Here is a 20,902-nt window from a genome sequence, read left to right as displayed (position 1 = left end):
CAATTTGAACATATATCCTCTTCGATTTTTATTATTTCGAAACTTCCACAGTATAGTCAGCCAATAGTCTTGCGCCGTAGCCTGTTGCTGATTTTGCGTAATAGCCTGATGCGCTTGACTTGCTCATCATACCAGCCATATCGACATGCAACCATTTGCTGTTTTCTGGCACGAAGCGACGTAGGAACAAACCTGCCGTAATGGAGCCCGCGAAGTTCATTGAGCTGATATTGTTCATGTCTGCGTAATCGCTTGCCAATGATTTATCGTATGCTTCTACCAACGGCATAGGCCATACGAAATCACCGTTTTGATCCCCAACTTTTTTCATAACGGATGATAGTTCTTCATCACCGAAAACGCCGCCGATTTCCGAACCTAATGCAGCAACAATCGCGCCCGTCAACGTTGCGATGTCAACGATATACTCTGCATTCAACTCACCCGCACGGATTAAAGCGTCAGCCAAGATTAGACGACCTTCTGCATCTGTATTCCCAACTTGAACAGTTTTGCCGTTTTTATAACGGATTACTTCACCAGGGAAAACAGAGTTTGCATCCGGTGTGTTTTCAACCATAGGGATCAGAGCAACAACATTTACATCCGCTTTCGAATCAACAAGAAGCTGCATTGCTCCAGCAACTGCCGCTGAACCACCCATGTCCATACGCATGCTGCTCAAGTCTTTACCGCTCTTTAGGCTAATTCCACCCGTATCGAATGTTACCCCTTTCCCTACAAGTGCCACAAGTGGTTTTGAAGAATCTCCTTCATAACGGATCTCAACGAATGATGGGTTGTATTTACTGCCTCGGCAAACTGTCAGGAGACCATTCATTTCCATTTCTTCAAGCTGTTCTTTACCGTGAACAGTTATCTCGACACCTTTTCCTTCAAACTGCTGTTTCAAAACTTCTGGATATGTTTCCGGATTCAATACATCTGATAGTTCGTTCATCAAATCACGGGAGAACGCAGTTGCTGCAGCACGGATTTTTCCAAGCTCAACAGAAGCGTTCAAATCGCCTGCCACTTCAAGTGCTGTTTTTGTCGTTTCAGCATCCGATTTATATGTCGAGAATTGATAAGAGCCAAGCTCCCAACCTTCAACAAATGCAACAGCGACCTCTTCTTTATTAAGATCAGAAAAAGCTGCTTCAAGTGCAGTTCCTTGAACACTAGCTTTTTCAACTTTTTGAGAAGAAAGGTCACGGGAGATATTCCCGCTGTGGATCTCACTTTTTCCAATGACTTCTTTTTATCATCGGTTTTAACGATTACATACTGCTCGTCCTTAATGATTAAAGAACAATGACCTGCTTTTTGATTCTCTACAAAATTCTTCACTGCACTGTTTTCAGTTACTAATACATCATCCGAAAAGATGATCTTTACTTCATTCGTCAATTTAACTTCCCCCTAAAACACAATTTATTTCGACTATAGAAATAGTCTACCACAAATTACGGATTTTGAAAGATTATCTTTTCTCTGAAATCACTAAAAAGAAAGTCGCAATTGGACCTAAAACCAAAGATAACAAAAACCAATTCAACCCACTTCTATTCTTCCCCTGTGCAATTCCTGCGTTAATGAGTGAAAATGTCCCCACCCAACAAAATAACTACCGTCCATGAAATTACCTCCTTATGTACTTATAAATAGTTGCTTTCCGTTACAGGCGGACGCTTTCCGCGGGCATGGCTTCAGCCTCCTCACTCCGCTACGCTTCGTTGCGGGGTCTTCAGCTCATGCTATTCCCGCAGGAGTCGCCGCCTTTCACTCCAAGCAACGGAAATCACTATATACAAAACAATTAACAATCCATATATACCTTACGTCAAAATACAAATATAGTTTCAAAATAATTCTTACAGTACCTTGCAATGAATAATACTGTATGATATATTACACTTAACACAGTAGTATTCATTACACTGTACTAAAAAAGGAGGGATAGATGGTGAATATTCAATTCAAAAAAGGTGTTTTAAACTTATGTGTCCTTGTTTTATTGGATAAACAAGACCGTTATGGCTATGAATTGGTACAGAAAATCTCTGATCAGATTTCCATATCTGAAGGATCTGTTTATCCGCTGCTGCGCCGATTGACGAAAGAAGGTTATTTTACGACCTATTTACAGGAATCATCTGAAGGACCTCCCCGTAAATATTATAAGTTGACGGATGCAGGGCGTGAGTACTTACATGAGCAATTAAATGAATGGCGCAGTTTCACGGAAGGTGTAAATAAATTAATCGAGGAAGGTGTTCGTAATGACTGAAAACCAATTTATCATGGAACTTGAGCAAGCCTTAAAAAGATTGCCAACTGAGGAGAGAAACGATATTCTGCAAGATATACGTGAGTACTTTTCGAATGGCAAGGCTGATGGAAAAACGGAAACAGAAATAGCTTCTTCACTCGGCACACCAGATAAAATTGCAGCAGAGTTATTAGACGCCTACCCGTTTAGTGAAACAAACACCAACGTTGCAAAAGATCCATCGAGTGAAGTGATCACGATTCAGGACGACAGTTTTTCAAAAGTCGATATTGAGGTATTTCATGGCACTCTTACAGTCATTCCTTCTAATAACAACGAAACAAAGATTGAATTGTTGAATCCCAATGATAAGTTAGAACTGACGGCTGATGTAGTTGGAGATACATTAAAGGTCAGGTTGAAAAAGAAAGGTCTTTGGTTATTTGTGTTCAACTTCAATACAAAGGCGGTGGCATTGAACGTGTTCATTCCGAAAAAGCTTTACCAATCCATTTCTATGAAATCGGATAACGGCCGGATAAATGCCGAAAAATTAATAGGAAAAACGATTGATGCACGCACAGATAACGGTAGAATTGAATTAGCTGAATTGGCAGCTACAGTACTTATTGCGGAGACCGATAACGGAAGAATTGAAATTTCGAAAGTGCAAAGTGATAGATTAAAAGCAAAAACAGATAACGGCCAATAACGCTTGCGCATGTAGAAGCCGATTTAATTCATGCCAAATCGGATAATGGCAGAATCGAGTTCGAACATGTAGATGGGAACTTGGTAGGTGTTACCGACAACGGTCGAATTACACTTGTAACGGAACATCTTGACCGTAATATCAATTTTGAAACAGATAATGGAAGTATTGAAGTGAAGTCGGTTCGTAAGCCAACAAATGCACTAATTTCGGCAAAAACTGGCCATGGACGAATAGATGTGTATGGTGATAGAAACTCTCGTACTCGCTTCGGCGCGGAAGAATATCAGATTCAATTGAAATCGGATAACGGAAGAATCACAGTGAAGTGATCTGTAAAAAAATAAAGAGGGCATTTTCTGCCCTCTTCAACTGTTTATGGAGTTCATAACCTTCGCATCATCGAGGTTTCTAAAATTCTCTGCACCAACACGTTTTTTAATTTCCTCTTCATTTAATGGAGGTGGCAGCTGATTTGCAGGTATGATTTCCTGCTCTTCACTCATTATATTTCTTTCCACTGCCGCATTTCTTGCATTAACGCTACGGCCATAGTTCTCCGCTTCCTCAATAGTCATCCCATAATTATTTTCTTCCTTTATTACATATCCCTCCTAAACCCATTTTTTCTTGTCATTCCCTCTTTGAATTAAATTAAAACTTTTGAATATGATATAGTAGACATCAATCCATTTACAGCATGGTCCTTCCACAAGCTTCCATACTGTAAAATTGAAAAGAGGTCGAGACAATGGCGACGATTTTTGTAGATGCAGATGGCTGTCCTGTTGTAAACGAAACGATTTCCATTGCGAAACAGTTCAAGCTTCCGTGCATTCTCATTTGTGACACTGCACATGAAATGCATCGGGACGGAGCTGAGACCGTAATTGTCTCCAAAGGCGCGGATGCAGTCGATTTTGTTTTGGTCAACCGTGTTAAAAAAGGAGATATCGTTATTACACAGGATTATGGCTTAGCCGCAATGGTATTAGCAAAACAAGGTCATCCGATTGATCAGAACGGTAGACGCTATACTGAAGAAAATATCGATCAGCTTCTTTTCGCCCGTCATACTGCACAAAGAATTCGGGCTGCTGGGGGAAGGCTTAGAGGTCCCAAAAAACGTTCAAAGGAAAACAATGAAAGATTCGTGAATAAGCTGCGTGATTTATGCAATACTGTAATTCCTCCAAATTGAAGCCCGCTAATTTGCCGGGCTTTCATAATCCCTTCAACTCATTCATAAACTACATTAATACCTATATTTAATCCAGCGCCCAAAAGTTTACCCAATTTCTCCATAAGGACATGCATACGTTTAACATTTTTCTGTAAAGGTTTGAGAATGATAACTAAACGGAGGTCTATCCATGCCAAAAATTGTTTCCGTCAGTACTGTTCTGCCTCCTCACGAGGTTAAACAGGAGCAAGCTGTCGAACTTACCCGCTCTCTATTCAGTCAAAGATTCAAAGATATCGAAAGGCTTTTGAAAGTCTTCCAAAATGGTGATATCGAAAAACGTGATGTATGCATGCCCATTGAGTGGTATGGTCAAGCCCATGATTTTGAAGAGCGGAATGAATTATATATTCACCATGCCGTGAATTTGGGGGTTGATGCTGTAAAGGCTTGCCTACAAAATCCAAGAACCTTGGAAAAACCCGTTGATCCTTCTGAAATTGATGCAATTTTCTTCATTTCAAGTACAGGTATTTCAACGCCCAGCATAGATGCACGCATCATGAATCTGATTCCTTTTCGTGATGATACAAGGCGTATACCGATATGGGGACTTGGATGCGCGGGCGGAGCAGCAGGAGTCAGCCGGGCATTTGAATATTGCAAAGCATTTCCGAAATCTAATGTATTAGTGCTGTCAGTCGAATTTTGCAGTTTGACGTTCCAAAAAGACGATTATTCGAAAAGCAATCTTGTCGGTGTTTCCCTCTTTTCGGATGGTGTTGCTTGCGCTTTAATTACAGGCGATCAATCCGAAATTACAGTGAACAGAACGGTCCCTGCCATCATTGGTACTACGTCAAAATTAATGCCTGCATCAGAAGATGTTATGGGCTGGGATATTAAAAACAATGGGCTATATGTTGTCTTCTCAAAAAGTATTCCAGCGATCATCACGAATTGGCTCGGACCTTCGTCCATGAGTTCTTAGCCTCAAATAATTTAACTAAAGACGATATTACACATTTCATCGCGCATCCGGGAGGAAAAAAAGTGTTGATGGCATATGAAGCAGCTTTACGGTTCGATTCGTCTAAAACGGCTATTTCAAGAGAAGTGCTACGGAATCATGGCAATATGTCTTCACCGACTATCCTCTACGTCCTTAAGCAATTCATGGAATCTTCCCCTGAGCCTGGTGAATACGGTTTAATGGCGGCCTTAGGTCCAGGATTTTGTGGGGAATTGCTGTTGTTGAAATGGGATTGAGGTGAGCTAAATGTTATTTGGTATTGTCATCTCAATTGTGATCCTGCAACGTCTAATTGAATTGTTCATCGCAAGACGAAATGAAAAATGGATGAAGAGCCAAGGAGCTTTTGAAGCAGGTGCAACTCACTATCCATTTATGGTTGGGTTGCATATTCTTTTTTTCATTTCCTTGCTAACCGAAGTTCTTTTTTTCAATCGTGAACTATCACTGATTTGGCCATTCTTGTTAGCTATTTTCCTTGTAACCCAACTTTTACGGATATGGTGCCTTTCATCATTGGGCAAGTTTTGGAATACAAAAATCATAGTCCTCCCTAATGCTCAGGTAGTTCGGAAAGGTCCATATAAATGGATCCGTCATCCAAATTATATAATCGTTGCAACGGAATTACTCGTCTTGCCCTTGCTTTTCAATGCATTTTTCACAGCCGTTTTATTCACCCTCCTCAATTGTTGGATGATGACAGTACGAATTCCAACTGAGGAGAAGGCGTTGAAGGAAGCCACAAATTATACGAAAGAATTTCTGTTGAATAAATGACAAAACACCAAGGAAGCCTCTCCTTGGTGTTCTTCTTTGATTACGGCCACCCGATCTTACTCGTGACATCTTTTTTACCACACAACGCCAAGAAATTTACCACAGAGTGCCAAGGTGTTTACCAATGAATCAAAAACCCCCTACAGAATAGCACTGTACTAAACTGTAGGGGCTTTGATTTTTAATCAGTATTTATTCTGTTCTCGAAGTAATCCATAATTATTTTTCTGCTGCCTTCTTATATATCCTGCCCAGAATAGCTGTAAGGGAAAGGTTCTTCTCCATAGACCTCCAAGAGTTTCTTCTTAAGTTCTTTGGGAAGGGGTACCAACTTTTGTAACCAGACCAGTAATAGTTTTCCTCCATTTTTCGAAGATCCTTTTTTGTTAATACAACCATATCAACCTTCTACGCCCAACCCATGGCGCTCTCGCATGGAAACATCTCCATCTATGAGAATCTGATAGGAGTCATGGATAATACGGTCTAATATTGCCTCCGCAATCGTTTCATTCCCCAATTTCAAATGCCATCCGCTAGGGTCTATCTGTGAACAGAAGATAGTTGAAGCTGCCTTATGGCGTGCTTCAGTGATTTCAAGTAGGATTGCGGCCTCATCTGTCGTTAAATCGGTCAGTAGCCATTCATCTAAGATAAGAAGATCGACATTCGTATATTTCTTAATCAATTCGCGATAGCTCCATCCGCGGCTAATTTCGCAAGTGTCAATTCATCAAGTAACTCCGGTAGACGGATGTATTTAACAGTGTGAAATTGACGGCAGGCAGATATGCCGAATGCACTGGCCAAATATGACTTGCCGGACCCAGTGGGTCCCTTCAATATGATATTGTGACTGTCGAGAATATAGGCACCGCTTGCGAGCTTCAAGATCAAGTCTTTATATAGTTTTCGATCTTCGTGATATTCTATGTCTTCAATACTATCACTTGGGTTTAAAAAAGTTGCTGTTTTGATCAAGCGTTGAAGCTTATTGCTTTTACGTCGAGAATGTTCCAGATCGACTAGAAGTGAAAAGCGGTCTTCAAAACTCATCTTCTGGAAATCTTTGTTTCTTGCCTGTTCCTGGTAAGCTTCTGCCATTCCACTTAATTAAATTCTACTTTAAGTAATGGGTGCGTTACTTGAAGAAGCATTAAGTGATTTTAGGACTAATGCTAAATGTTAGTTATTCAATTAAAGGGCGCTTTTCTGAAATAAGGAAAGCGTCTTTCTTCATGGAATAACACCATTAAAGAAAACTAGATATTTAAATTTTAATATAGATGAGATTACGAAGGTTTGTATTGTTAGGTAAATTTACCCTTTCTCCGCTTGTTTATATTGTTTTTGGTGGTATGGCGATTTGGGCAATTAAATTAGCTGGTGGCGTTGGCCCTATCTTAGCTTATTCAGGTGCGGGTGTTAGCGGAAACAACTAACAAAAAATTGAAAGGGGTTTTTGATATGTCAACAGATTTATATGCAAAAGAAACCTTACAAAATTTGGCTCAATTAAAGGATCTTGCTCTGGAACAATTAAAAGCTTTTACGTTGGCACTGACGAATAGACTGAACAACAGCACACCGACAAGCATTCCTCCAATTACAAGCTTGAGCAGTGAATGAAGCAAGCGCTGCTTCGACTTTGAAACCGTATGCGTAAGGATGAGATTCTCCTCCTTCGATTAGATCATTCTTTCCAAAGATGCCCATTATATCTCGGATTTTGCTATGTGCTACGTACCTATCATCTTAATAAAAAGAGTGTAAGGAGGTCTGAGGTGAACGTTGGTTCATATAATTTCCATTTAGTTAGCGATACCTTCTAAAGCTTCCCCTTCCCAAAATTGTAGCAGCAAGAATAAGGCAATGCATCCTATAAAAAATAGCATGCTGCCGAGCGATTGCATGGTTCCTGATTCTATACCGATATACAACAGAAAGTTTTCGAACGGAACGTTAAGAAAGCCTATTGACGCAAGAAAAATTAAATATGCCAATAACGTCATTACAGGAAACGCGCCTTTGCATCTTTTTTGTATAATGAGCGCATTCCAGAGGAGGGATGTTATTTCCAAGATAAAAACGCTAATCGCAACACCTGCATAACCGAATCCCGGTATTGCAGTTAAATAATAAGCGGCGATTGCAGAACAAATAAGGCCCACTGGTAAACCGACTAGGGGAGCCTTTTTTGATCAGCCGCCCAAAGGATCGTTGTCGTTAGCTCCCGCATGCCGGCAATAAGAGGAGCAAAAGACATGTAGCGTATTGCTTCGGTTGCCTCTTGACTACCCACAATTAGCATAGATAAATCATCCGCATGAAAAAAAAGGATTAACATGGAACTGATTCCCCAAAACCACCCGATTTCTAAGGACAGACTGGAACGCTCAACAAACCTACTTTTTTTCCCGTTTTGCCAATTGGTCGTTAACTTAGCAGCCATCGTATATGATATTGCCGCGGTAACAATAGTAGGTAGATACACGATAGTTGTCGCGATTCCGAATACTTCTCCGAAAATGGCAATAGCCTCTGATTGACTTAGGCCAGAAACTTGCAGACGGCTAGGAATGATTAACGCATCAAGAAAATCGGACGCAGGCATAACGATACGCGTTAATGTAATAGCAAAGGATGATTTGAAAAACAAAAAAATTCCAGGTCCAAGGATCAGCCACCGGGCGGATTTATTATATGTTCCGTTATTGGTGGCAGGTATCAGCTTCAATCTTTTATTATATTTCAGCAACCAAAGAAACAATAATGCGATACAGGCACCTGTAAATGCACCGAAAACGGCACCCCCTGCGGCAGCATAAGTGCCTTGTTTCAGCCATAGAACGACAAGCAAAAGCATTGTTCCAACACGAACCGTTTGTTCTATTAGTTCAGAAACGGCCACATATCCGTAGAACTCCACACCTTGTAAGAATCCTCGGTATAGCTGAAGCAGTGGAACAATAAAAAGCGCCGGAGCTAGGCAGCGGATGGGAAACGTCAAGCTGTAATCTCCGAGAAAATGTGCAATATTAGGCGCTATGGCGAAACAAAGCAAACTGGAAACAGTTCCAAGGAACATAATGGGTACAGCCAGGCTTTTATAAACAAGCCAACCCTGTTTTTTATCCTTAGCGGTCAATAATGCCAACGATGTAGGAAAACCACCTGAGAGCAACGTAAGTACGAATCCATAAACAGAATAAACAATTTGATAAATTCCCATTCCTTCTGAGCCGAGAAGCCTAAACAAAGGAATGCGAACGGCGAGACCGATGACTTTAACGAGAAATATAGCACCAGTACGCAGCGCTGTTTGTTTAATAAAGGTAGGCAGTCTCATCTTTTCACCCCAAGTGACCTTGTCCTAATAACTATATGAACAAGATCACAGGGGTAGACTACGGAGACTTTTTACCAAGACCTTTTTCGATTAATCATTGATATGAATGAGGATATATTTCGTTGTTTTATCCCAGCCGAGGTCAAACGGTACACGATACCGATCCGCAGTATGGGAATTCACTAACGGATAGCCGTTAGCATCTTGCCCTACCACAACCGAAAAATGGTCCGTATCTCCATCTAGCGTGTAGCCGATCACGTCACCTGGCTTTAAGCTTGAGATTGCTCCATGTGGATGTTTGTCGCTTGATTCAGTAACTTCTGTAAATGTCCCCTTTGCAATCAAACGTCCATATCCGGAATAGAGCAAGAAATGTTCAAAAGCATCCGTTTGTACCCATGCTTTACTTCCACTTCTCCAATTGCGCGTTTTCTGCAAGCCGCCGCCTTCCTCCTCGTCGCCAAGAACTTGGGATACAAAGTTGGTACAGTCTCCGCCAAGTGGTGTGTAATCCTTATATTTCGAATTGTAACGGTTATTATTCCCGGCTCCCCAAGCTAGGCCCGCGTACTTATTGGCATAGGCCACTGCACGTTCACGATTATATCGCCCTTTATTCTGCGAAGTTTCGTTGTCGGAGAAAGATGGGGGAAGCCCACTGGTGAATCCGCTATTAACTCTGAGTTTTCTTCAAGCGGATCCAAATACCATTCCTTTAATACCATCCAATTACCGTCTATTTTCTTCAATGTAAGAGCATGCCGCGTACCGACACCAAAGGATTGGGGTGGTAGATAAACTGTATTGTAGTCATACGATATTTTGGCCATCTGTATCAGGGAAACATGCGCTACATCCCCATTTTTTTCGAAACGAGTAATACGAATGGTGGGTTCTGCTCCTATAAGCCGTATGCCACGTTTATCTGCCCAAGTATTGATGTACTTTTCACGTCTTAATTCCATTTGATAAGCGTAGCGGCTTACCTTCTCCGTATGGATATAATACTTGTTAATGGATTCCGGAAGCCGATTGACAAGAAAGGCATTACGATCAACAAACAACTGTGTCAGGAAAGAATCAACCTCCCTTTTGTCGTAATCCTCTTGAGCAAAAGCTTCATAAGCATTCAATGGCATCAACCCGACTAATAAAGTCATTCCGAACAATAGAACCAAGCGGAACAAGCCAAACTCCCCCTTAATGGTGCCTGCTTTTCAATCCACCTTATGATGGTTCACTTCAATATAAATTATCCGTTTCCTAATCAAACATGGAAACAAGCCGTTTTTCCGATATTTGATCCGAAAATATCGTAATGTACTCGGAGCAAAGGTGAAGTTTTTACCAAGCATACCAAATCGATTTGAAGGGGGAGCTGCAAAACAAAAATCCGGTAACCTTTATCAAATATTTACATATATAAATAATTGGAAAAAAGAGCCGGATGAAACGGTTGCAGGTATGTTACTTTATGCGAAAACAACCTCACCCTCCCTAACCATATTTATCGCATTAAAGGTAATCAAATTTATGTTACATCTCTCGATTTACAACAAGGTTTTATCGGCATAAAGGAAGACTTATTAGCATATGCTTATCAATTTTTTGCATAGTTTTATAATTCGCTTTATATATATTCGGAAAATCCCTTGATTCAATCATTCGGGGATTTTTCTATTGTTACTCGTTCAATTTGATACAAATGAATCTTATGGCTATTAAAACAATTGTAACAAACCCTGTACACATGTAGTGGTAAACGCGTGACGTTTGCTGGTACATTTGTAGTCATTCGGTGGTAAAAAAGATGGCAGAGGTGGTACATTCCGTTGGCCGTAATCACTTCTTTCATGAAATTCGCGTCAACGTCTTCCCCATATATCCGAAAATAATCGTTAAGATTGGAGATAGCAAACAAAAGAATACAAATGGTAGATACTCCAATGTAGAAACACCCAACACTTGAGAAATGAAAATTCCACAAACACTCCACGGTACAAGCGGATTCACAACCGTCCCCGCATCTTCCATGACACGGCTAAGATTTTTATTGGCAAGACCAACTTTCTCATAAGAAGATTGGAATGCTTGTCCTGTCAATAAAATTGATAAATACTGCTCACCAATTAAGACATTAATTCCAATGGCAGTGACCGCCGAAGATATTATGACAGAGGAGACTTTCTTCAAAAGCGCTTCGATTCTTCCTAAGAAACTTTGGATAATCCCTAATGTAAACAATAATCCTCCCATGCTTAATGCTAGTATTACTAATGAAACAGTGAACAACATGCTTTCCATACCCCCGCCCGTCAGCAGTTTATCAACATCCTGTACGCCAGTAGAGGATACAATCCTTTAAATAAAATCCCCAATACGTCAGCAAAACCATAATTATGATGTAGGAATGATAGAAGTACTGCTACAGTCGAACTTATTGCCAATGTCAGAAGAGCTGGCATCTTTTTGATCGTTAAGACGAATAGGGTTAAAAGCGGAATGACCGTATACCAATGAATCATCCCAGTTCCCAAAAGTGTTTCCTGGAAATCAGCAATTTCATCAAAATCGCCTGTATTTACATTAGGAGATAAAATGCCGAAGAAAATTGTCGTAAGGATAAATGCCGGTACAGTTGTCCACCCCATATTGCGAATATGTTCGAAAAGGTCGACACCAACTATTGAAGATGCAAGGTTAGTCGTATCGGACAATGGCGACATTTTATCACCGAAAAACGCACCTGACACGATAGCACCCGCAGCCAATGGCAATGAAAGCCCAAGCACATCCGCCATGCCGATAAACGCAACTCCGACTGTTGCTACAGTCGTCAAAGAACTTCCGATTGATATGCCCACAATGGATGAAACGATGAAAACAATCGCAAAGAAGAAAGTGGGAGTTATTAAATGAAACCCTGCGTATATTAACGAAGGAATTGTACCGCTCATCATCCAACTACTTATAAGCATTCCGATGAAGAAAAATAAGAAGACGGCACTCATCCCTGCACCAGCACCTTCGACCAAACCTTTTTCAAGTCTCCGGTATGGTATTCGTTTAAGCAGGCCATATCCGATTAATAGTAATATCGAAAAAAGAATCGGTAAATGAGGAACAGCATCGAAGTAGATAATACAAACACCAATCATGAGAACAATCCCAACAATGAGCACGACCGATTCCCAAAATGATGGTGTATGAATTGCTTTGATTTTAATCATACTGCTTTCCTCCTTGAGTCTATAATGAACACAAAAAAACCCTTTCATCCCGTAAAAAGGGACGAAGGAGTTCTCCGCGATACCACCCTATTTTGACGACAGTCATCTGCCATCCACTTCATTTAAAAAGGAAAAAAATGTTGGTGTATTTCATCCCCGCTGCTGCCTGAATTTGCACTATCCAATCAGTCTCTATTTGCTGCCCACAACGGAATTACTGCGCCAACTTTCCAACGTCTATTTGTTTTTAAATTGATCTTTGCTTTTATTTATGTTCTGAATCTTACCATGCCTGGGGGAAAAGTCAATAGGATTTATCTGCCATCATAATGCTTTACCAATAATAAATCCTACGAACGCAACTAAAATCCCAACACCATAAGTAAGTAAGATATAACCGATGAATTGCCTTTTCCTATTTCCGAACCATAACTGCAATAACTCTTTAAACAACGTTGAAAACGTAGTTAAGGCGCCAGCGAATCCGGAGACAAGAAATAGAGTCCACAGTTTCGGAACACCTAAACCGACTACAATACCAATCAGCAAGGACCCGGCTATATTCACAATTAATGTTCCAAAAGGTAGGCTGCTTCCCTCTTTATTAAACTTACCGGAAAGAAGATATCGAATGACCGCGCCAATAAAACCACCCGCCCCAATGATTAGTATATCAATGACCGTCATTCTCTCCCCGCCTTCCGGGCCAATTTCATGCCTATACTGCCAAATAGAAAACCACCAACAATACTACTTGCAATGTACATAAGTGCTATCAAAATAGCATCATTCTGAAAAAGGTTCACGGTCTCCATACTAAAAGCAGAAAAGGTTGTGAAGGAACCTAAAAATCCGGTCGTTAAGGCAGTTTGCAAATCGTGGTTAAGCCTTAGACGTTGAATGAAGCCTGCACTAAGAAAACACAAGAAAAACGTTCCGACCATATTTACTGTGAATGTTGCAAAGGGGAAATTCCCGAAACCGAATGAGATTTCACCTATACTTACACGTGAAACAGCACCAATCGCTCCCAATGCCCACTAAAAGGGCCGCTCTCATGACTCCACCTTTTTTAATAACCGTCTCGACAACACCGTCTCAAGCGAGAGGCGCTTCTCATTCTCTCCAAATTGAATGCGAATTTCCGCATCACCAATTTCAAGAACAACTCCCCTGCCAAATACACGGTGAATTACATGCATTTCGCTATACAATTCATTTGGATCATGAATGCCGTCCGGATCCATCGGAATGGATGGTTCCACCTTTTTAGTTTTACCATTTTCCGCTCCTCCGGTTTCATGACAATTCCACGCACTTCATTCACAAATCTTGAATCCTCTTTTGTCTTGCCATTCTGTTTTTGATAGGATAGCAATTCCAATCGATCCTTCGCGCGTGTCATTCCAACATAGAATAATCGTCTCGCTTCCTCCATTAACAACGGATCTGTTTCATCTTCTTCAGATGGAATAATCCCTTTCACCAGGTCAATCATGAAAACGCGTCTAAATTCCAATCCCTTTGCACTGTGGAATGTCGACAATGTCAACGCATTGTCTGAAGGGTTAAATTTTGCCTGCTGAACTGCGATCTCCAATTCCTTTAATCGGTTTGCAAATTCAACCATTGTCCGCAATTGGGAGGCGATTCCTTCAAGTGTATCAAGAATGCCAAGTAAGTTATCGATCCGATAGCCGAATTTCTGTGCACGACTTCTAAGTGCTTCCTCATATTCAAGCTCATAACGGATCATCCGAATCACTTGTCCAGGTCGCATTTTAGGAATTTTATCGTAAACTTCCTTATAGGATTTCAATTTTTCAACTTGACTGCCCTTTAGTTGGACAGAATGCTGAAACGCGTCAAAAACATTCCCTGAAGTCGATTTCCTTTCGAACTCTGCAAGCATCTTCCGAGATATGAACAAATTCATCTTCATTGCAATTTTTGCGAAGACGTCCTTCCTTTCAACATTGAAGCTAAGTCTCATGAAATTCAATATATCTTCCACAACCCAATGTGTAAAGAACTTGTCATCCGCATCCTTCATATAAAAAGGAATTCCCCTTCTATGAAGCTCGTTGACATACATTGTCGATGATGAATTATTTCTGAATAAAATAGCGACCTCGTTCAAGTTTTTCTCATTTAATAATTCATACGTGACATATTCCAAAAGGTGTTTTGGATCTTCGAATTGTTTAATGAAAATAGGTCCGTTCTCTTTATTCTCAGTACGCATCTCCTTTACATACCGATGCCGATTCCGTTTAATGAATTTAGCAGCTGTCTCGACGATTTCTTTCGATGAGCGGTAATTCTGTTCCATCTTAAGCAATTCGGCATCTGGATATACTTTCTTGAAATCCAACAAATAGGTTGGATCTGCACCCCGCCATGTATAGATTGATTGATCATCATCCGCCACGACGCAAAGATTTCCGTGATGGGCGACGAGATGCTCAACAATTCGATGCTGAACAAGAGATGTGTCCTGGCTTTCATCTGTTAGGATATAATCGAATTGACTACGAAACTGCTCCGCAAGTTGTTCATCTACACGCAATGCCTGTTCGGCTATCGTCAGCATATCGTCAAAATCGAGCAGTAAATGGCCGATCATTTTCGTTTTATATTGCTCGTACTTCAGCGCGATGCTTCCCGCCTTTTCAAAAGGTCCAGGCACTTTTTCCAACTCGTTAAAAGGAATCATCCTATTCTTAAGGAAACTGATGAATGTGGACAGTGAACTTAACTCTTCTTCAGTGCCTTCTTCGCGAATCACTTCTTTATATAATGCTTTCAGCAACATCGATTTGTTCGGCGATTGTTTCCCTTTACCGCCTTCGATCAATTCATATCCGGTGCCTGTTTTATTCAAATAGGTTCTTGTAATACTAAATGCCAGACTATGTATTGTTGAAAAATCGACTGGGGCATGATGCGGAAAGAAACGTTTAAATCGTTCCGTCATGTCATTTGCAGCCGCACGGCTAAAAGTGATTGCTTTTATCCGTTTCGGATTCACGTTCTTCTCTTCTATCAAATAGCCGATTCGCATGATCATCGTCGTTGTTTTCCCGGATCCAGGGCATGCTAATAAAAGTAATGGTCCATCTGTTTGTAGGACGGCAGATTTTTGGACATCATTCAATTTAATATGTAGTTCTTTCATTTTTCGATTAAAAAAATCAGACATTACATGGTGCTCCTTCTCTTTTTTGCATTGTACTTAATTTACCATAGGTGCGCGTATTTGTTCCCGTAAAAAGAAAGAACCTCTGCATTTTCGCAGAGGTTGTTGACTAAAATCCGCCCGATTCCAGACGATCGTTTTGAATATCCACTTTTTCATTTTTACTACCCTTATAGGCAGTGGAGGCAACTTCGTTTGTGCGTCGTTGTTCGTCGGTGTACTCAGTCCCGCCTAACTCGGCCCTGACATCGTCTTTGTTTTGCCCTTTGTTTTTATTCTTTTTAAACAATGGTGATCACTCCTCCTTGAGTAGTCTTCATAAGATACCCCAAAGAGTTAGAGTTAATCATGCAATTGGCTATTCCTTACTTCGGAAAACCAATTGAATTCAATGGATAGAATCTAAAACCTACTTTGCCAACAACGGATTCTTGATCGATACATCCGATCACCCGACTGTCTGTGCTATTGCGTCGATTATCACCCAAGACGAAAAGCTGCCCTTTAGGTACAGTCACTTCAAAGTCCTCCGTCAATTTCTCGTCTTTGAAAATCTGTTTCTTGTTCTCTTTCAGATAATCCTCTTTATGCTCTTTTCCGTTAATGAAGAGCCTGTCATCCTTCATAACTACGGTATCACCTGGTAAACCGATTACTCGTTTAATATAATCCTCTTCTACACCTGGTGCATGGAAAACAATCAAGTCAAAATGATCAAGTGTATGGATTTTCGAAATGACTACGCGATTATCCGATTCAAATGTAGGTTCCATCGATTGTCCGGATACAATTACTGGTGAAAATAAAAAATGGCGAACTACGAATACGATGACACAAGCAACTGCTATGGATTTAATCCAAGACATTATTTCATTTGTTGTTTCTTTATTCAATGTACAGCCCCCATTCAAGCAATTGGTTGTTGTATAAGTATATTATAGACTATTTTTCTTATGAAAGGTTTCAAGCGATAAATGGGCCGTGCAATTGAAAAGCTGGCAAACGTTTTTGTCGTCCGTCAGCTCGACAATTGTTAATGAAGTATTATCCAAGCTCGTCTCATAAACAGGATCTGTTATCAATTCGTTCAACATCCGTTTAATGAAACTACCATGGCTAACGACCAACACCCTTTTGCCTAAATGTTTTCTCCTAATTTCATCAATGGATTCCAAACCGCGGGATATGATCGCCTCCTGGGTTTCAAACCCCATGTCCAGCTGCCTCCAGTCCACTCCCCACTTCTCGATCCGTTCTGCCTCTGTCGTCCCCTCAACCATTCCTCCACTAACTTCACGTAAACGAGGATCTTCAACAAGTTCAACACTTGGCATCTTTTCAGCAATGATTTCAGCGGTTTTACTTGCACGTTTCAAATGGCTTGTGTAAATGATATCCCACTTTTCATTAGCCAACCGATCTGCCACACGTTTTGCCATTTCAATTCCTTCTTCATCCAATGGGACATCCGTGCTGCCTTGCGCTCTTCCTTCTTTATTCCACGCTGTTACACCATGTCTCACAAAACCGATAATCGTCATACTTAACCACTCCCCTATTTGATCAAACGATATATCCTAAAGAGCGAAGCACATTGTTCATGAAGGATTCGATAAACAAATAAACTTCCTCTCTCTCAGGCTCTTGATAAAGATCATGATAAAGCCTTTTCCACTCTTTATATTGAAAATCGGAAAGTTGCTGATTCACTATCCATTTTTTCGCAGCTGCAATCTCTGTTATTTTGTCTTGCCCCCCAGTATGAACAAGAACCGGTATATCCTGAATACTTTCCTCATGCGTAACGATAGACTTCATCATCGCTTGCAATTCCTTATACCAAGAGGCAACAACTTTGGAGCTATAATTTCGATCGTTTTGAAATTCTATGTACATCTCATAGTTACGCGTTAATAATTCTATTGTAATATCGTGGTTTATCTTCTTCGAGCTTGAAAGTTTTGTAAGCACACCCGAAAACTTTGACGGCTGATGCTTGATGGAAAGCCATGGCGAACTGAAGATAAATCCTGCACATTCCAACTTTTCACGCTGCAGAATATGCATGATAAGTGACGCTCCAAGCCCGTGCCCAAGTACAAATACAGGCAAGCTATCGAGCATTCCAATCTCAATCATCTTTTTCACATGACTAATATATGAATCAAACGGCTCGTCATGAAGTCTTCTGCCATTCTCAGATCCGTGACCCGGCAAATCACTCGTCACAACATGAAATCCGCCAGTTCTTAGCTTCTGAATAAGCCACGCGTAGCGGAGATGATGCTCATAAGCATTATGGACAATGACAACGACCGCTTTCGGTTGTCCTTCTGCCTCCCATTTCCACATAGAATCCACCTCCTCTTTATGTAAATGAAAGTTTCATGATATGATAAATTATACACGATTTATAGAAAAGAGGAGACATTCATGATTTATCCATACAATGGAAAGACTCCAAAAATCGATCCATCCGTCTATGTAGCGGATTATGCGACAATTACTGGCGATGTGACGATTGGCGCTAACAGTTCAATCTGGTTTAATACTGTCATACGCGGAGACGTTGCACCAACAATAATAGGCGAACGTGTCAGCATTCAAGATTTAAGTTGCCTACACCAAAGTCCGGGAAGGACGTTGTTGATCGAAGATGATGTCACTGTCGGCCATAAAGCCCTTCTTCATAGCTGTGTCATACGTGAAGGTGCGCTGATTGGAATGGGCGCAATCATTTTGGATGGTGCTGAAATTGGCGAAGGTGCGTTCATCGGAGCCGGAAGTCTTGTACCTCCCGGCAAGAAAATACCGCCAGGCTGTCTTGCGCTTGGTTCCCCGGCGAAAGTCGTCCGTGAATTGAATGATGATGATCGAGCTGATATGAAGCGGATTGTTGAAAGTTACGTTGAAAAAGGTGCTATTTATAAGGGTATGCAAAAATAATAACGGTGTAGGTGTTGCCACTTTTTGCGCAACACCTTTATTTTTTGATAGCCATGAAAACAATGATTCCTGCCACGATGATAATAGTGAATAAACCGATAAGTCCTAACAACCAAAAGCTTATTATACCCATATAAAATCCCCCATCCTACCAATCTATTTACTAATTAAACGTTTAAATTTCAGTTTAGTTCCCTAATCTTACACCTTTTTATAACGCTGCCTGAAGAATGGACCTTGGTAGAGGAAGAATGGACCTTGGTAGCTGAACAATGGACCCTGGCTGTGGAAGAATGGACCTTGACCGTGGAAGAATGTACCTTGATAGCGGAACAATGGACCCTGACCCTAAATAAATGGACCTTGCCCACTTAACACACAGCCAAGTTCTCCTTTCCACTTAAAGAGTTCTCATTCTTCGTCGTAGAGTTCTCCTTTCCACATAAAGAGTTCTCGTTCTTCGCCATTTAGTTCTCCTTTCCTCTAAAAGAGTTCTCGTTCTTCGTCGCAGAGTTCTCCTTTCCACTTAAAAAGTTCTCGTTCTTCGCTCAGGAGTTCTCCTTTCACCAAAATAAAAAACAGGAAGGCTGGATTTCTCCATTCTTCCTGTCTCTTTATTCAATCATCCAATTATTAATTAGACAATCCAGCTCTATCCTTCAATTCTTCCGCCTTATCCGTGATCTCCCAAGGAAGTTCAACGTCTGTACGACCGAAATGGCCATAGGCTGCTGTTTGTTTGTAAATTGGACGGCGAAGGTCAAGCATTTTAATGATGCCTGCAGGGCGTAAATCGAATAACTCACGCACGATTTCCACAAGCTTGCTTTCCTCTACTTTACCTGTTCCGAATGTATCAATCGAAATAGAAACTGGCTTCGCCACACCGATTGCATATGCCAATTGCACTTCACAACGATCCGCAAGCCCAGCTGCAACGATATTCTTCGCAACATAGCGCGCAGCATATGAAGCGGAACGGTCCACTTTTGTAGCATCCTTCCCGGAGAATGCACCACCGCCATGACGTGCATAGCCGCCGTATGTGTCAACGATGATTTTACGTCCCGTCAATCCTGCATCCCCTTGTGGGCCACCGATAACGAAACGGCCTGAAGGGTTGATGAAGTATTTAGTTTCTTCATCTAATAACTCCGCAGGGACGACCGGCTGAATAACTTGTTCTTTCAAATCTCTTTGAATTTCTTCAAGTGTCACATCAGGAGAGTGTTGAGTCGAAATAACAATCGTGTCAATACGGACAGGATTATTATTTTCATCATATTCTACTGTTACTTGTGTTTTTCCGTCCGGACGCAGATAAGTAAGAATATCTTCTTTACGTACTTCAGCAAGGCGGCGGGCAAGTTTATGGGATAAACTAATAGGCATCGGCATGAGTTCAGGTGTTTCATTACATGCAAAACCGAACATCAATCCTTGGTCACCAGCTCCGATTGCGTCAAGCTCCGCATCTGTCATTGTTCCTTCTCTTGCTTCAAGCGCCTGATCCACGCTTGCCGCGATGTCTGGGGACTGCTCGTCAATCGAAGTTAAAACAGATGAAGTTTCCCAGTCGAATCCGAATTTAGCACGTGTGTACCCGATTTCTTTCACTGTATCCCGTACAACTTTCGGAATGTCGACATAGGTAGTTGTTGTAATTTCACCTATAACAAGAACTAATCCTGTTGTAATTGTCGTTTCACACGCCACGCGTGCATTTGGGTCTTCCTCTAAAATCGCGTCCAAAATAGCGTCAGAAATCTGATCGCACATTTTGTCCGGATGTCCTTCAGTTACCGATTCCGATGTAAACAGTCGGCGATTTGTCATTGTTGTTTCCTCCTTAACAGCTTGCAAATATTGATACGGTACTCTAATTGTCCCAGTAAGTTCAGCGCCTAGAGAGTCGACGTCAACATACACAAGGATTAAGGGCCTGTAAAATGAATATAAAAAGCCCTTCGCTCACGTAAATATACATGAGGAAAGGCAGAATTTCAAAAGCAGCACCTTTCACTCTTATCGTCCAAGGAATTCAACCTTGCTCCAGGTTTGGCACCTTCTCGCAGGTATATATGCGCAGGTTGCCGGGCTTCATAGGGCCTGTCCCTCCGCCAGCTCGGGATAAGAGTATCCGTTCATCTAACAATAGTAAGTAAAGAAAGTGGTTTTGTCAAATATTTTTGATC

At 41.1% G+C, this 20,902-nt stretch carries 26 protein-coding genes, 3 pseudogenes and 1 riboswitch; of the genes and pseudogenes, 10 read left to right on the top strand and 19 right to left on the bottom strand.

What is annotated here, in order from left to right; translation table 11 throughout:
• Nucleotides 1-31 precede the first annotated feature (31 nt).
• A complete protein-coding gene (locus tag QNH10_RS10320) occupies nucleotides 32-1,024 on the bottom strand; it encodes a M17 family metallopeptidase (protein WP_283734512.1) in 993 nt (330 codons plus the stop codon).
• On the bottom strand, nucleotides 1,021-1,410 hold the full coding sequence (locus QNH10_RS10315) for a hypothetical protein (RefSeq protein WP_283734511.1): 390 nt from the start codon (nucleotides 1,408-1,410) through the stop codon (nucleotides 1,021-1,023). The genes QNH10_RS10320 and QNH10_RS10315 overlap by 4 nt, the downstream gene beginning before the upstream one ends.
• 556 nt (nucleotides 1,411-1,966) lie before the next feature.
• Between QNH10_RS10315 and QNH10_RS10310 the strand changes: the two genes are divergently transcribed.
• From QNH10_RS10310 to QNH10_RS10300, 3 genes are all read left to right on the top strand, one after another.
• Entirely contained in the window at nucleotides 1,967-2,290 is a 324-nt protein-coding gene (locus QNH10_RS10310; RefSeq protein WP_283734612.1) for a PadR family transcriptional regulator, read from the top strand.
• Entirely contained in the window at nucleotides 2,283-2,984 is a 702-nt protein-coding gene (locus QNH10_RS10305) for an HAAS signaling domain-containing protein (RefSeq protein WP_283734510.1), read from the top strand. The genes QNH10_RS10310 and QNH10_RS10305 overlap by 8 nt, the downstream gene beginning before the upstream one ends.
• An 80-nt stretch (nucleotides 2,985-3,064) precedes the next feature.
• A complete protein-coding gene (locus QNH10_RS10300; RefSeq protein ID WP_430541105.1) occupies nucleotides 3,065-3,316 on the top strand; it encodes a DUF4097 family beta strand repeat-containing protein in 252 nt (83 codons plus the stop codon).
• 36 nt (nucleotides 3,317-3,352) lie between these two features.
• On the opposite strand, the gene QNH10_RS10295 is transcribed toward QNH10_RS10300, so the two are convergent.
• A complete protein-coding gene (locus QNH10_RS10295) occupies nucleotides 3,353-3,562 on the bottom strand; it encodes a hypothetical protein (RefSeq protein ID WP_283734509.1) in 210 nt (69 codons plus the stop codon).
• A gap of 173 nt (nucleotides 3,563-3,735) precedes the next feature.
• On the opposite strand from QNH10_RS10295, the gene QNH10_RS10290 reads away from it, so the two are divergent.
• The 3 genes and pseudogenes from QNH10_RS10290 (at nucleotide 3,736) to QNH10_RS10280 (ending at nucleotide 5,980) form a co-directional block, all read left to right on the top strand.
• On the top strand, nucleotides 3,736-4,185 hold the full coding sequence (locus QNH10_RS10290; RefSeq protein WP_283734508.1) for a YaiI/YqxD family protein: 450 nt from the start codon (nucleotides 3,736-3,738) through the stop codon (nucleotides 4,183-4,185).
• A 172-nt stretch (nucleotides 4,186-4,357) separates the two neighbouring features.
• A pseudogene (locus QNH10_RS10285) lies at nucleotides 4,358-5,436 on the top strand (type III polyketide synthase).
• Between the two features lie 10 nt (nucleotides 5,437-5,446).
• Complete coding sequence (locus QNH10_RS10280; protein WP_283734507.1) at nucleotides 5,447-5,980, top strand: isoprenylcysteine carboxyl methyltransferase family protein; 534 nt, start codon at nucleotides 5,447-5,449, stop codon at nucleotides 5,978-5,980.
• Nucleotides 5,981-6,199: 219 nt separating this feature from the next.
• Here QNH10_RS10280 and QNH10_RS10275 read toward each other — a convergent pair whose 3' ends face one another.
• Nucleotides 6,200-6,379 (bottom strand): hypothetical protein, encoded by a 180-nt coding sequence (locus tag QNH10_RS10275; protein ID WP_283734506.1) that lies wholly within the window; start codon nucleotides 6,377-6,379, stop codon nucleotides 6,200-6,202.
• Between the two features lies 1 nt (nucleotide 6,380).
• Nucleotides 6,381-7,084 (bottom strand): annotated as a pseudogene (locus tag QNH10_RS10270) (ATP-binding protein).
• Nucleotides 7,085-7,287: 203 nt separating this feature from the next.
• Here QNH10_RS10270 and QNH10_RS10265 point away from each other — a divergent pair.
• Together QNH10_RS10265 and QNH10_RS10260 are read left to right on the top strand one after the other, a co-directional pair.
• Nucleotides 7,288-7,422, top strand: a complete 135-nt coding sequence (locus QNH10_RS10265) for a hypothetical protein (protein ID WP_283734505.1) — start codon at nucleotides 7,288-7,290, stop codon at nucleotides 7,420-7,422.
• A 25-nt stretch (nucleotides 7,423-7,447) separates the two neighbouring features.
• The gene (locus tag QNH10_RS10260) at nucleotides 7,448-7,609 is read left to right on the top strand and encodes a hypothetical protein (RefSeq protein WP_283734504.1); all 162 of its coding nucleotides are present in this window, start codon (nucleotides 7,448-7,450) and stop codon (nucleotides 7,607-7,609) included.
• 182 nt (nucleotides 7,610-7,791) lie between these two features.
• On the opposite strand, the gene QNH10_RS10255 is transcribed toward QNH10_RS10260, so the two are convergent.
• The 4 genes from QNH10_RS10255 to QNH10_RS10240 form a co-directional block, all read right to left on the bottom strand.
• Nucleotides 7,792-8,151 carry a hypothetical protein gene (locus QNH10_RS10255; RefSeq protein WP_283734503.1) on the bottom strand — a complete coding sequence of 120 codons (360 nt, stop codon included), beginning with the start codon at nucleotides 8,149-8,151 and terminating at the stop codon, nucleotides 7,792-7,794.
• An 11-nt stretch (nucleotides 8,152-8,162) separates the two neighbouring features.
• Complete coding sequence (locus QNH10_RS10250) at nucleotides 8,163-9,329, bottom strand: oligosaccharide flippase family protein (RefSeq protein WP_283734502.1); 1,167 nt, start codon at nucleotides 9,327-9,329, stop codon at nucleotides 8,163-8,165.
• Nucleotides 9,330-9,419: 90 nt separating this feature from the next.
• Complete coding sequence (locus QNH10_RS10245) at nucleotides 9,420-9,920, bottom strand: amidase domain-containing protein (protein ID WP_283734501.1); 501 nt, start codon at nucleotides 9,918-9,920, stop codon at nucleotides 9,420-9,422.
• Complete coding sequence (locus QNH10_RS10240; protein WP_283734500.1) at nucleotides 9,890-10,519, bottom strand: hypothetical protein; 630 nt, start codon at nucleotides 10,517-10,519, stop codon at nucleotides 9,890-9,892. The genes QNH10_RS10245 and QNH10_RS10240 overlap by 31 nt, the downstream gene beginning before the upstream one ends.
• A gap of 148 nt (nucleotides 10,520-10,667) precedes the next feature.
• Between QNH10_RS10240 and QNH10_RS10235 the strand changes: the two genes are divergently transcribed.
• Nucleotides 10,668-10,907 carry a hypothetical protein gene (locus QNH10_RS10235; protein WP_283734499.1) on the top strand — a complete coding sequence of 80 codons (240 nt, stop codon included), beginning with the start codon at nucleotides 10,668-10,670 and terminating at the stop codon, nucleotides 10,905-10,907.
• A gap of 276 nt (nucleotides 10,908-11,183) precedes the next feature.
• Here the strand turns inward: QNH10_RS10235 and nhaC are convergent.
• The 8 genes and pseudogenes from nhaC to QNH10_RS10195 form a co-directional block, all read right to left on the bottom strand.
• Nucleotides 11,184-12,562 (bottom strand): annotated as a pseudogene (gene nhaC / locus QNH10_RS10230) (Na+/H+ antiporter NhaC).
• A gap of 324 nt (nucleotides 12,563-12,886) precedes the next feature.
• The gene (locus QNH10_RS10225; RefSeq protein ID WP_283734498.1) at nucleotides 12,887-13,249 is read right to left on the bottom strand and encodes a fluoride efflux transporter FluC; all 363 of its coding nucleotides are present in this window, start codon (nucleotides 13,247-13,249) and stop codon (nucleotides 12,887-12,889) included.
• Nucleotides 13,246-13,596 (bottom strand): fluoride efflux transporter FluC, encoded by a 351-nt coding sequence (locus QNH10_RS10220; protein WP_283734497.1) that lies wholly within the window; start codon nucleotides 13,594-13,596, stop codon nucleotides 13,246-13,248. The genes QNH10_RS10225 and QNH10_RS10220 overlap by 4 nt, the downstream gene beginning before the upstream one ends.
• 158 nt (nucleotides 13,597-13,754) lie before the next feature.
• A complete protein-coding gene (locus QNH10_RS10215) occupies nucleotides 13,755-15,764 on the bottom strand; it encodes an ATP-dependent helicase (RefSeq protein WP_347178032.1) in 2,010 nt (669 codons plus the stop codon).
• Nucleotides 15,765-15,870: 106 nt separating this feature from the next.
• Nucleotides 15,871-16,050 (bottom strand): hypothetical protein, encoded by a 180-nt coding sequence (locus QNH10_RS10210; protein WP_283734496.1) that lies wholly within the window; start codon nucleotides 16,048-16,050, stop codon nucleotides 15,871-15,873.
• Nucleotides 16,051-16,126: 76 nt separating this feature from the next.
• Nucleotides 16,127-16,654, bottom strand: coding sequence for a signal peptidase I (gene lepB / locus QNH10_RS10205; protein WP_381427168.1), 528 nt, complete (start codon nucleotides 16,652-16,654; stop codon nucleotides 16,127-16,129).
• Nucleotides 16,655-16,696: 42 nt separating this feature from the next.
• Nucleotides 16,697-17,302 (bottom strand): histidine phosphatase family protein, encoded by a 606-nt coding sequence (locus QNH10_RS10200; protein WP_283734495.1) that lies wholly within the window; start codon nucleotides 17,300-17,302, stop codon nucleotides 16,697-16,699.
• Nucleotides 17,303-17,324: 22 nt separating this feature from the next.
• Entirely contained in the window at nucleotides 17,325-18,113 is a 789-nt protein-coding gene (locus QNH10_RS10195; RefSeq protein ID WP_283734494.1) for an alpha/beta fold hydrolase, read from the bottom strand.
• Between the two features lie 81 nt (nucleotides 18,114-18,194).
• On the opposite strand from QNH10_RS10195, the gene QNH10_RS10190 reads away from it, so the two are divergent.
• Complete coding sequence (locus QNH10_RS10190; protein ID WP_283734493.1) at nucleotides 18,195-18,707, top strand: gamma carbonic anhydrase; 513 nt, start codon at nucleotides 18,195-18,197, stop codon at nucleotides 18,705-18,707.
• A gap of 201 nt (nucleotides 18,708-18,908) precedes the next feature.
• On the opposite strand, the gene QNH10_RS10185 is transcribed toward QNH10_RS10190, so the two are convergent.
• On the bottom strand, nucleotides 18,909-19,043 hold the full coding sequence (locus QNH10_RS10185; RefSeq protein ID WP_283734492.1) for a hypothetical protein: 135 nt from the start codon (nucleotides 19,041-19,043) through the stop codon (nucleotides 18,909-18,911).
• 297 nt (nucleotides 19,044-19,340) lie between these two features.
• The gene (gene metK, locus QNH10_RS10180; RefSeq protein ID WP_283734491.1) at nucleotides 19,341-20,543 is read right to left on the bottom strand and encodes a methionine adenosyltransferase; all 1,203 of its coding nucleotides are present in this window, start codon (nucleotides 20,541-20,543) and stop codon (nucleotides 19,341-19,343) included.
• 186 nt (nucleotides 20,544-20,729) lie between these two features.
• Nucleotides 20,730-20,844, bottom strand: a riboswitch (SAM riboswitch).
• Nucleotides 20,845-20,902 lie beyond the last annotated feature (58 nt).

This window comes from Sporosarcina thermotolerans, from assembly GCF_030067815.1.
Classification (GTDB): Bacteria; Bacillota; Bacilli; order Bacillales_A; family Planococcaceae; genus Sporosarcina; species Sporosarcina thermotolerans.
This window is presented reverse-complemented; position numbering and strand designations above follow the sequence as displayed.

Coding starts and splice junctions, on each gene's coding strand:
- QNH10_RS10305 (WP_283734510.1), top strand. CDS start 2,283: ATGACTGAAAACCAATTTATCATGGAACTTGAGCAAGCCTTAAAAAGA.
- QNH10_RS10295 (WP_283734509.1), bottom strand. CDS start 3,562: ATGACTATTGAGGAAGCGGAGAACTATGGCCGTAGCGTTAATGCAAGA.
- QNH10_RS10290 (WP_283734508.1), top strand. CDS start 3,736: ATGGCGACGATTTTTGTAGATGCAGATGGCTGTCCTGTTGTAAACGAA.
- QNH10_RS10280 (WP_283734507.1), top strand. CDS start 5,447: ATGTTATTTGGTATTGTCATCTCAATTGTGATCCTGCAACGTCTAATT.
- QNH10_RS10275 (WP_283734506.1), bottom strand. CDS start 6,379: ATGGTTGTATTAACAAAAAAGGATCTTCGAAAAATGGAGGAAAACTAT.
- QNH10_RS10260 (WP_283734504.1), top strand. CDS start 7,448: ATGTCAACAGATTTATATGCAAAAGAAACCTTACAAAATTTGGCTCAA.
- QNH10_RS10250 (WP_283734502.1), bottom strand. CDS start 9,329: ATGAGACTGCCTACCTTTATTAAACAAACAGCGCTGCGTACTGGTGCT.
- QNH10_RS10225 (WP_283734498.1), bottom strand. CDS start 13,249: ATGACGGTCATTGATATACTAATCATTGGGGCGGGTGGTTTTATTGGC.
- QNH10_RS10215 (WP_347178032.1), bottom strand. CDS start 15,764: ATGTCTGATTTTTTTAATCGAAAAATGAAAGAACTACATATTAAATTG.
- QNH10_RS10200 (WP_283734495.1), bottom strand. CDS start 17,302: ATGACGATTATCGGTTTTGTGAGACATGGTGTAACAGCGTGGAATAAA.
- QNH10_RS10195 (WP_283734494.1), bottom strand. CDS start 18,113: ATGTGGAAATGGGAGGCAGAAGGACAACCGAAAGCGGTCGTTGTCATT.
- QNH10_RS10190 (WP_283734493.1), top strand. CDS start 18,195: ATGATTTATCCATACAATGGAAAGACTCCAAAAATCGATCCATCCGTC.
- metK (WP_283734491.1), bottom strand. CDS start 20,543: ATGACAAATCGCCGACTGTTTACATCGGAATCGGTAACTGAAGGACAT.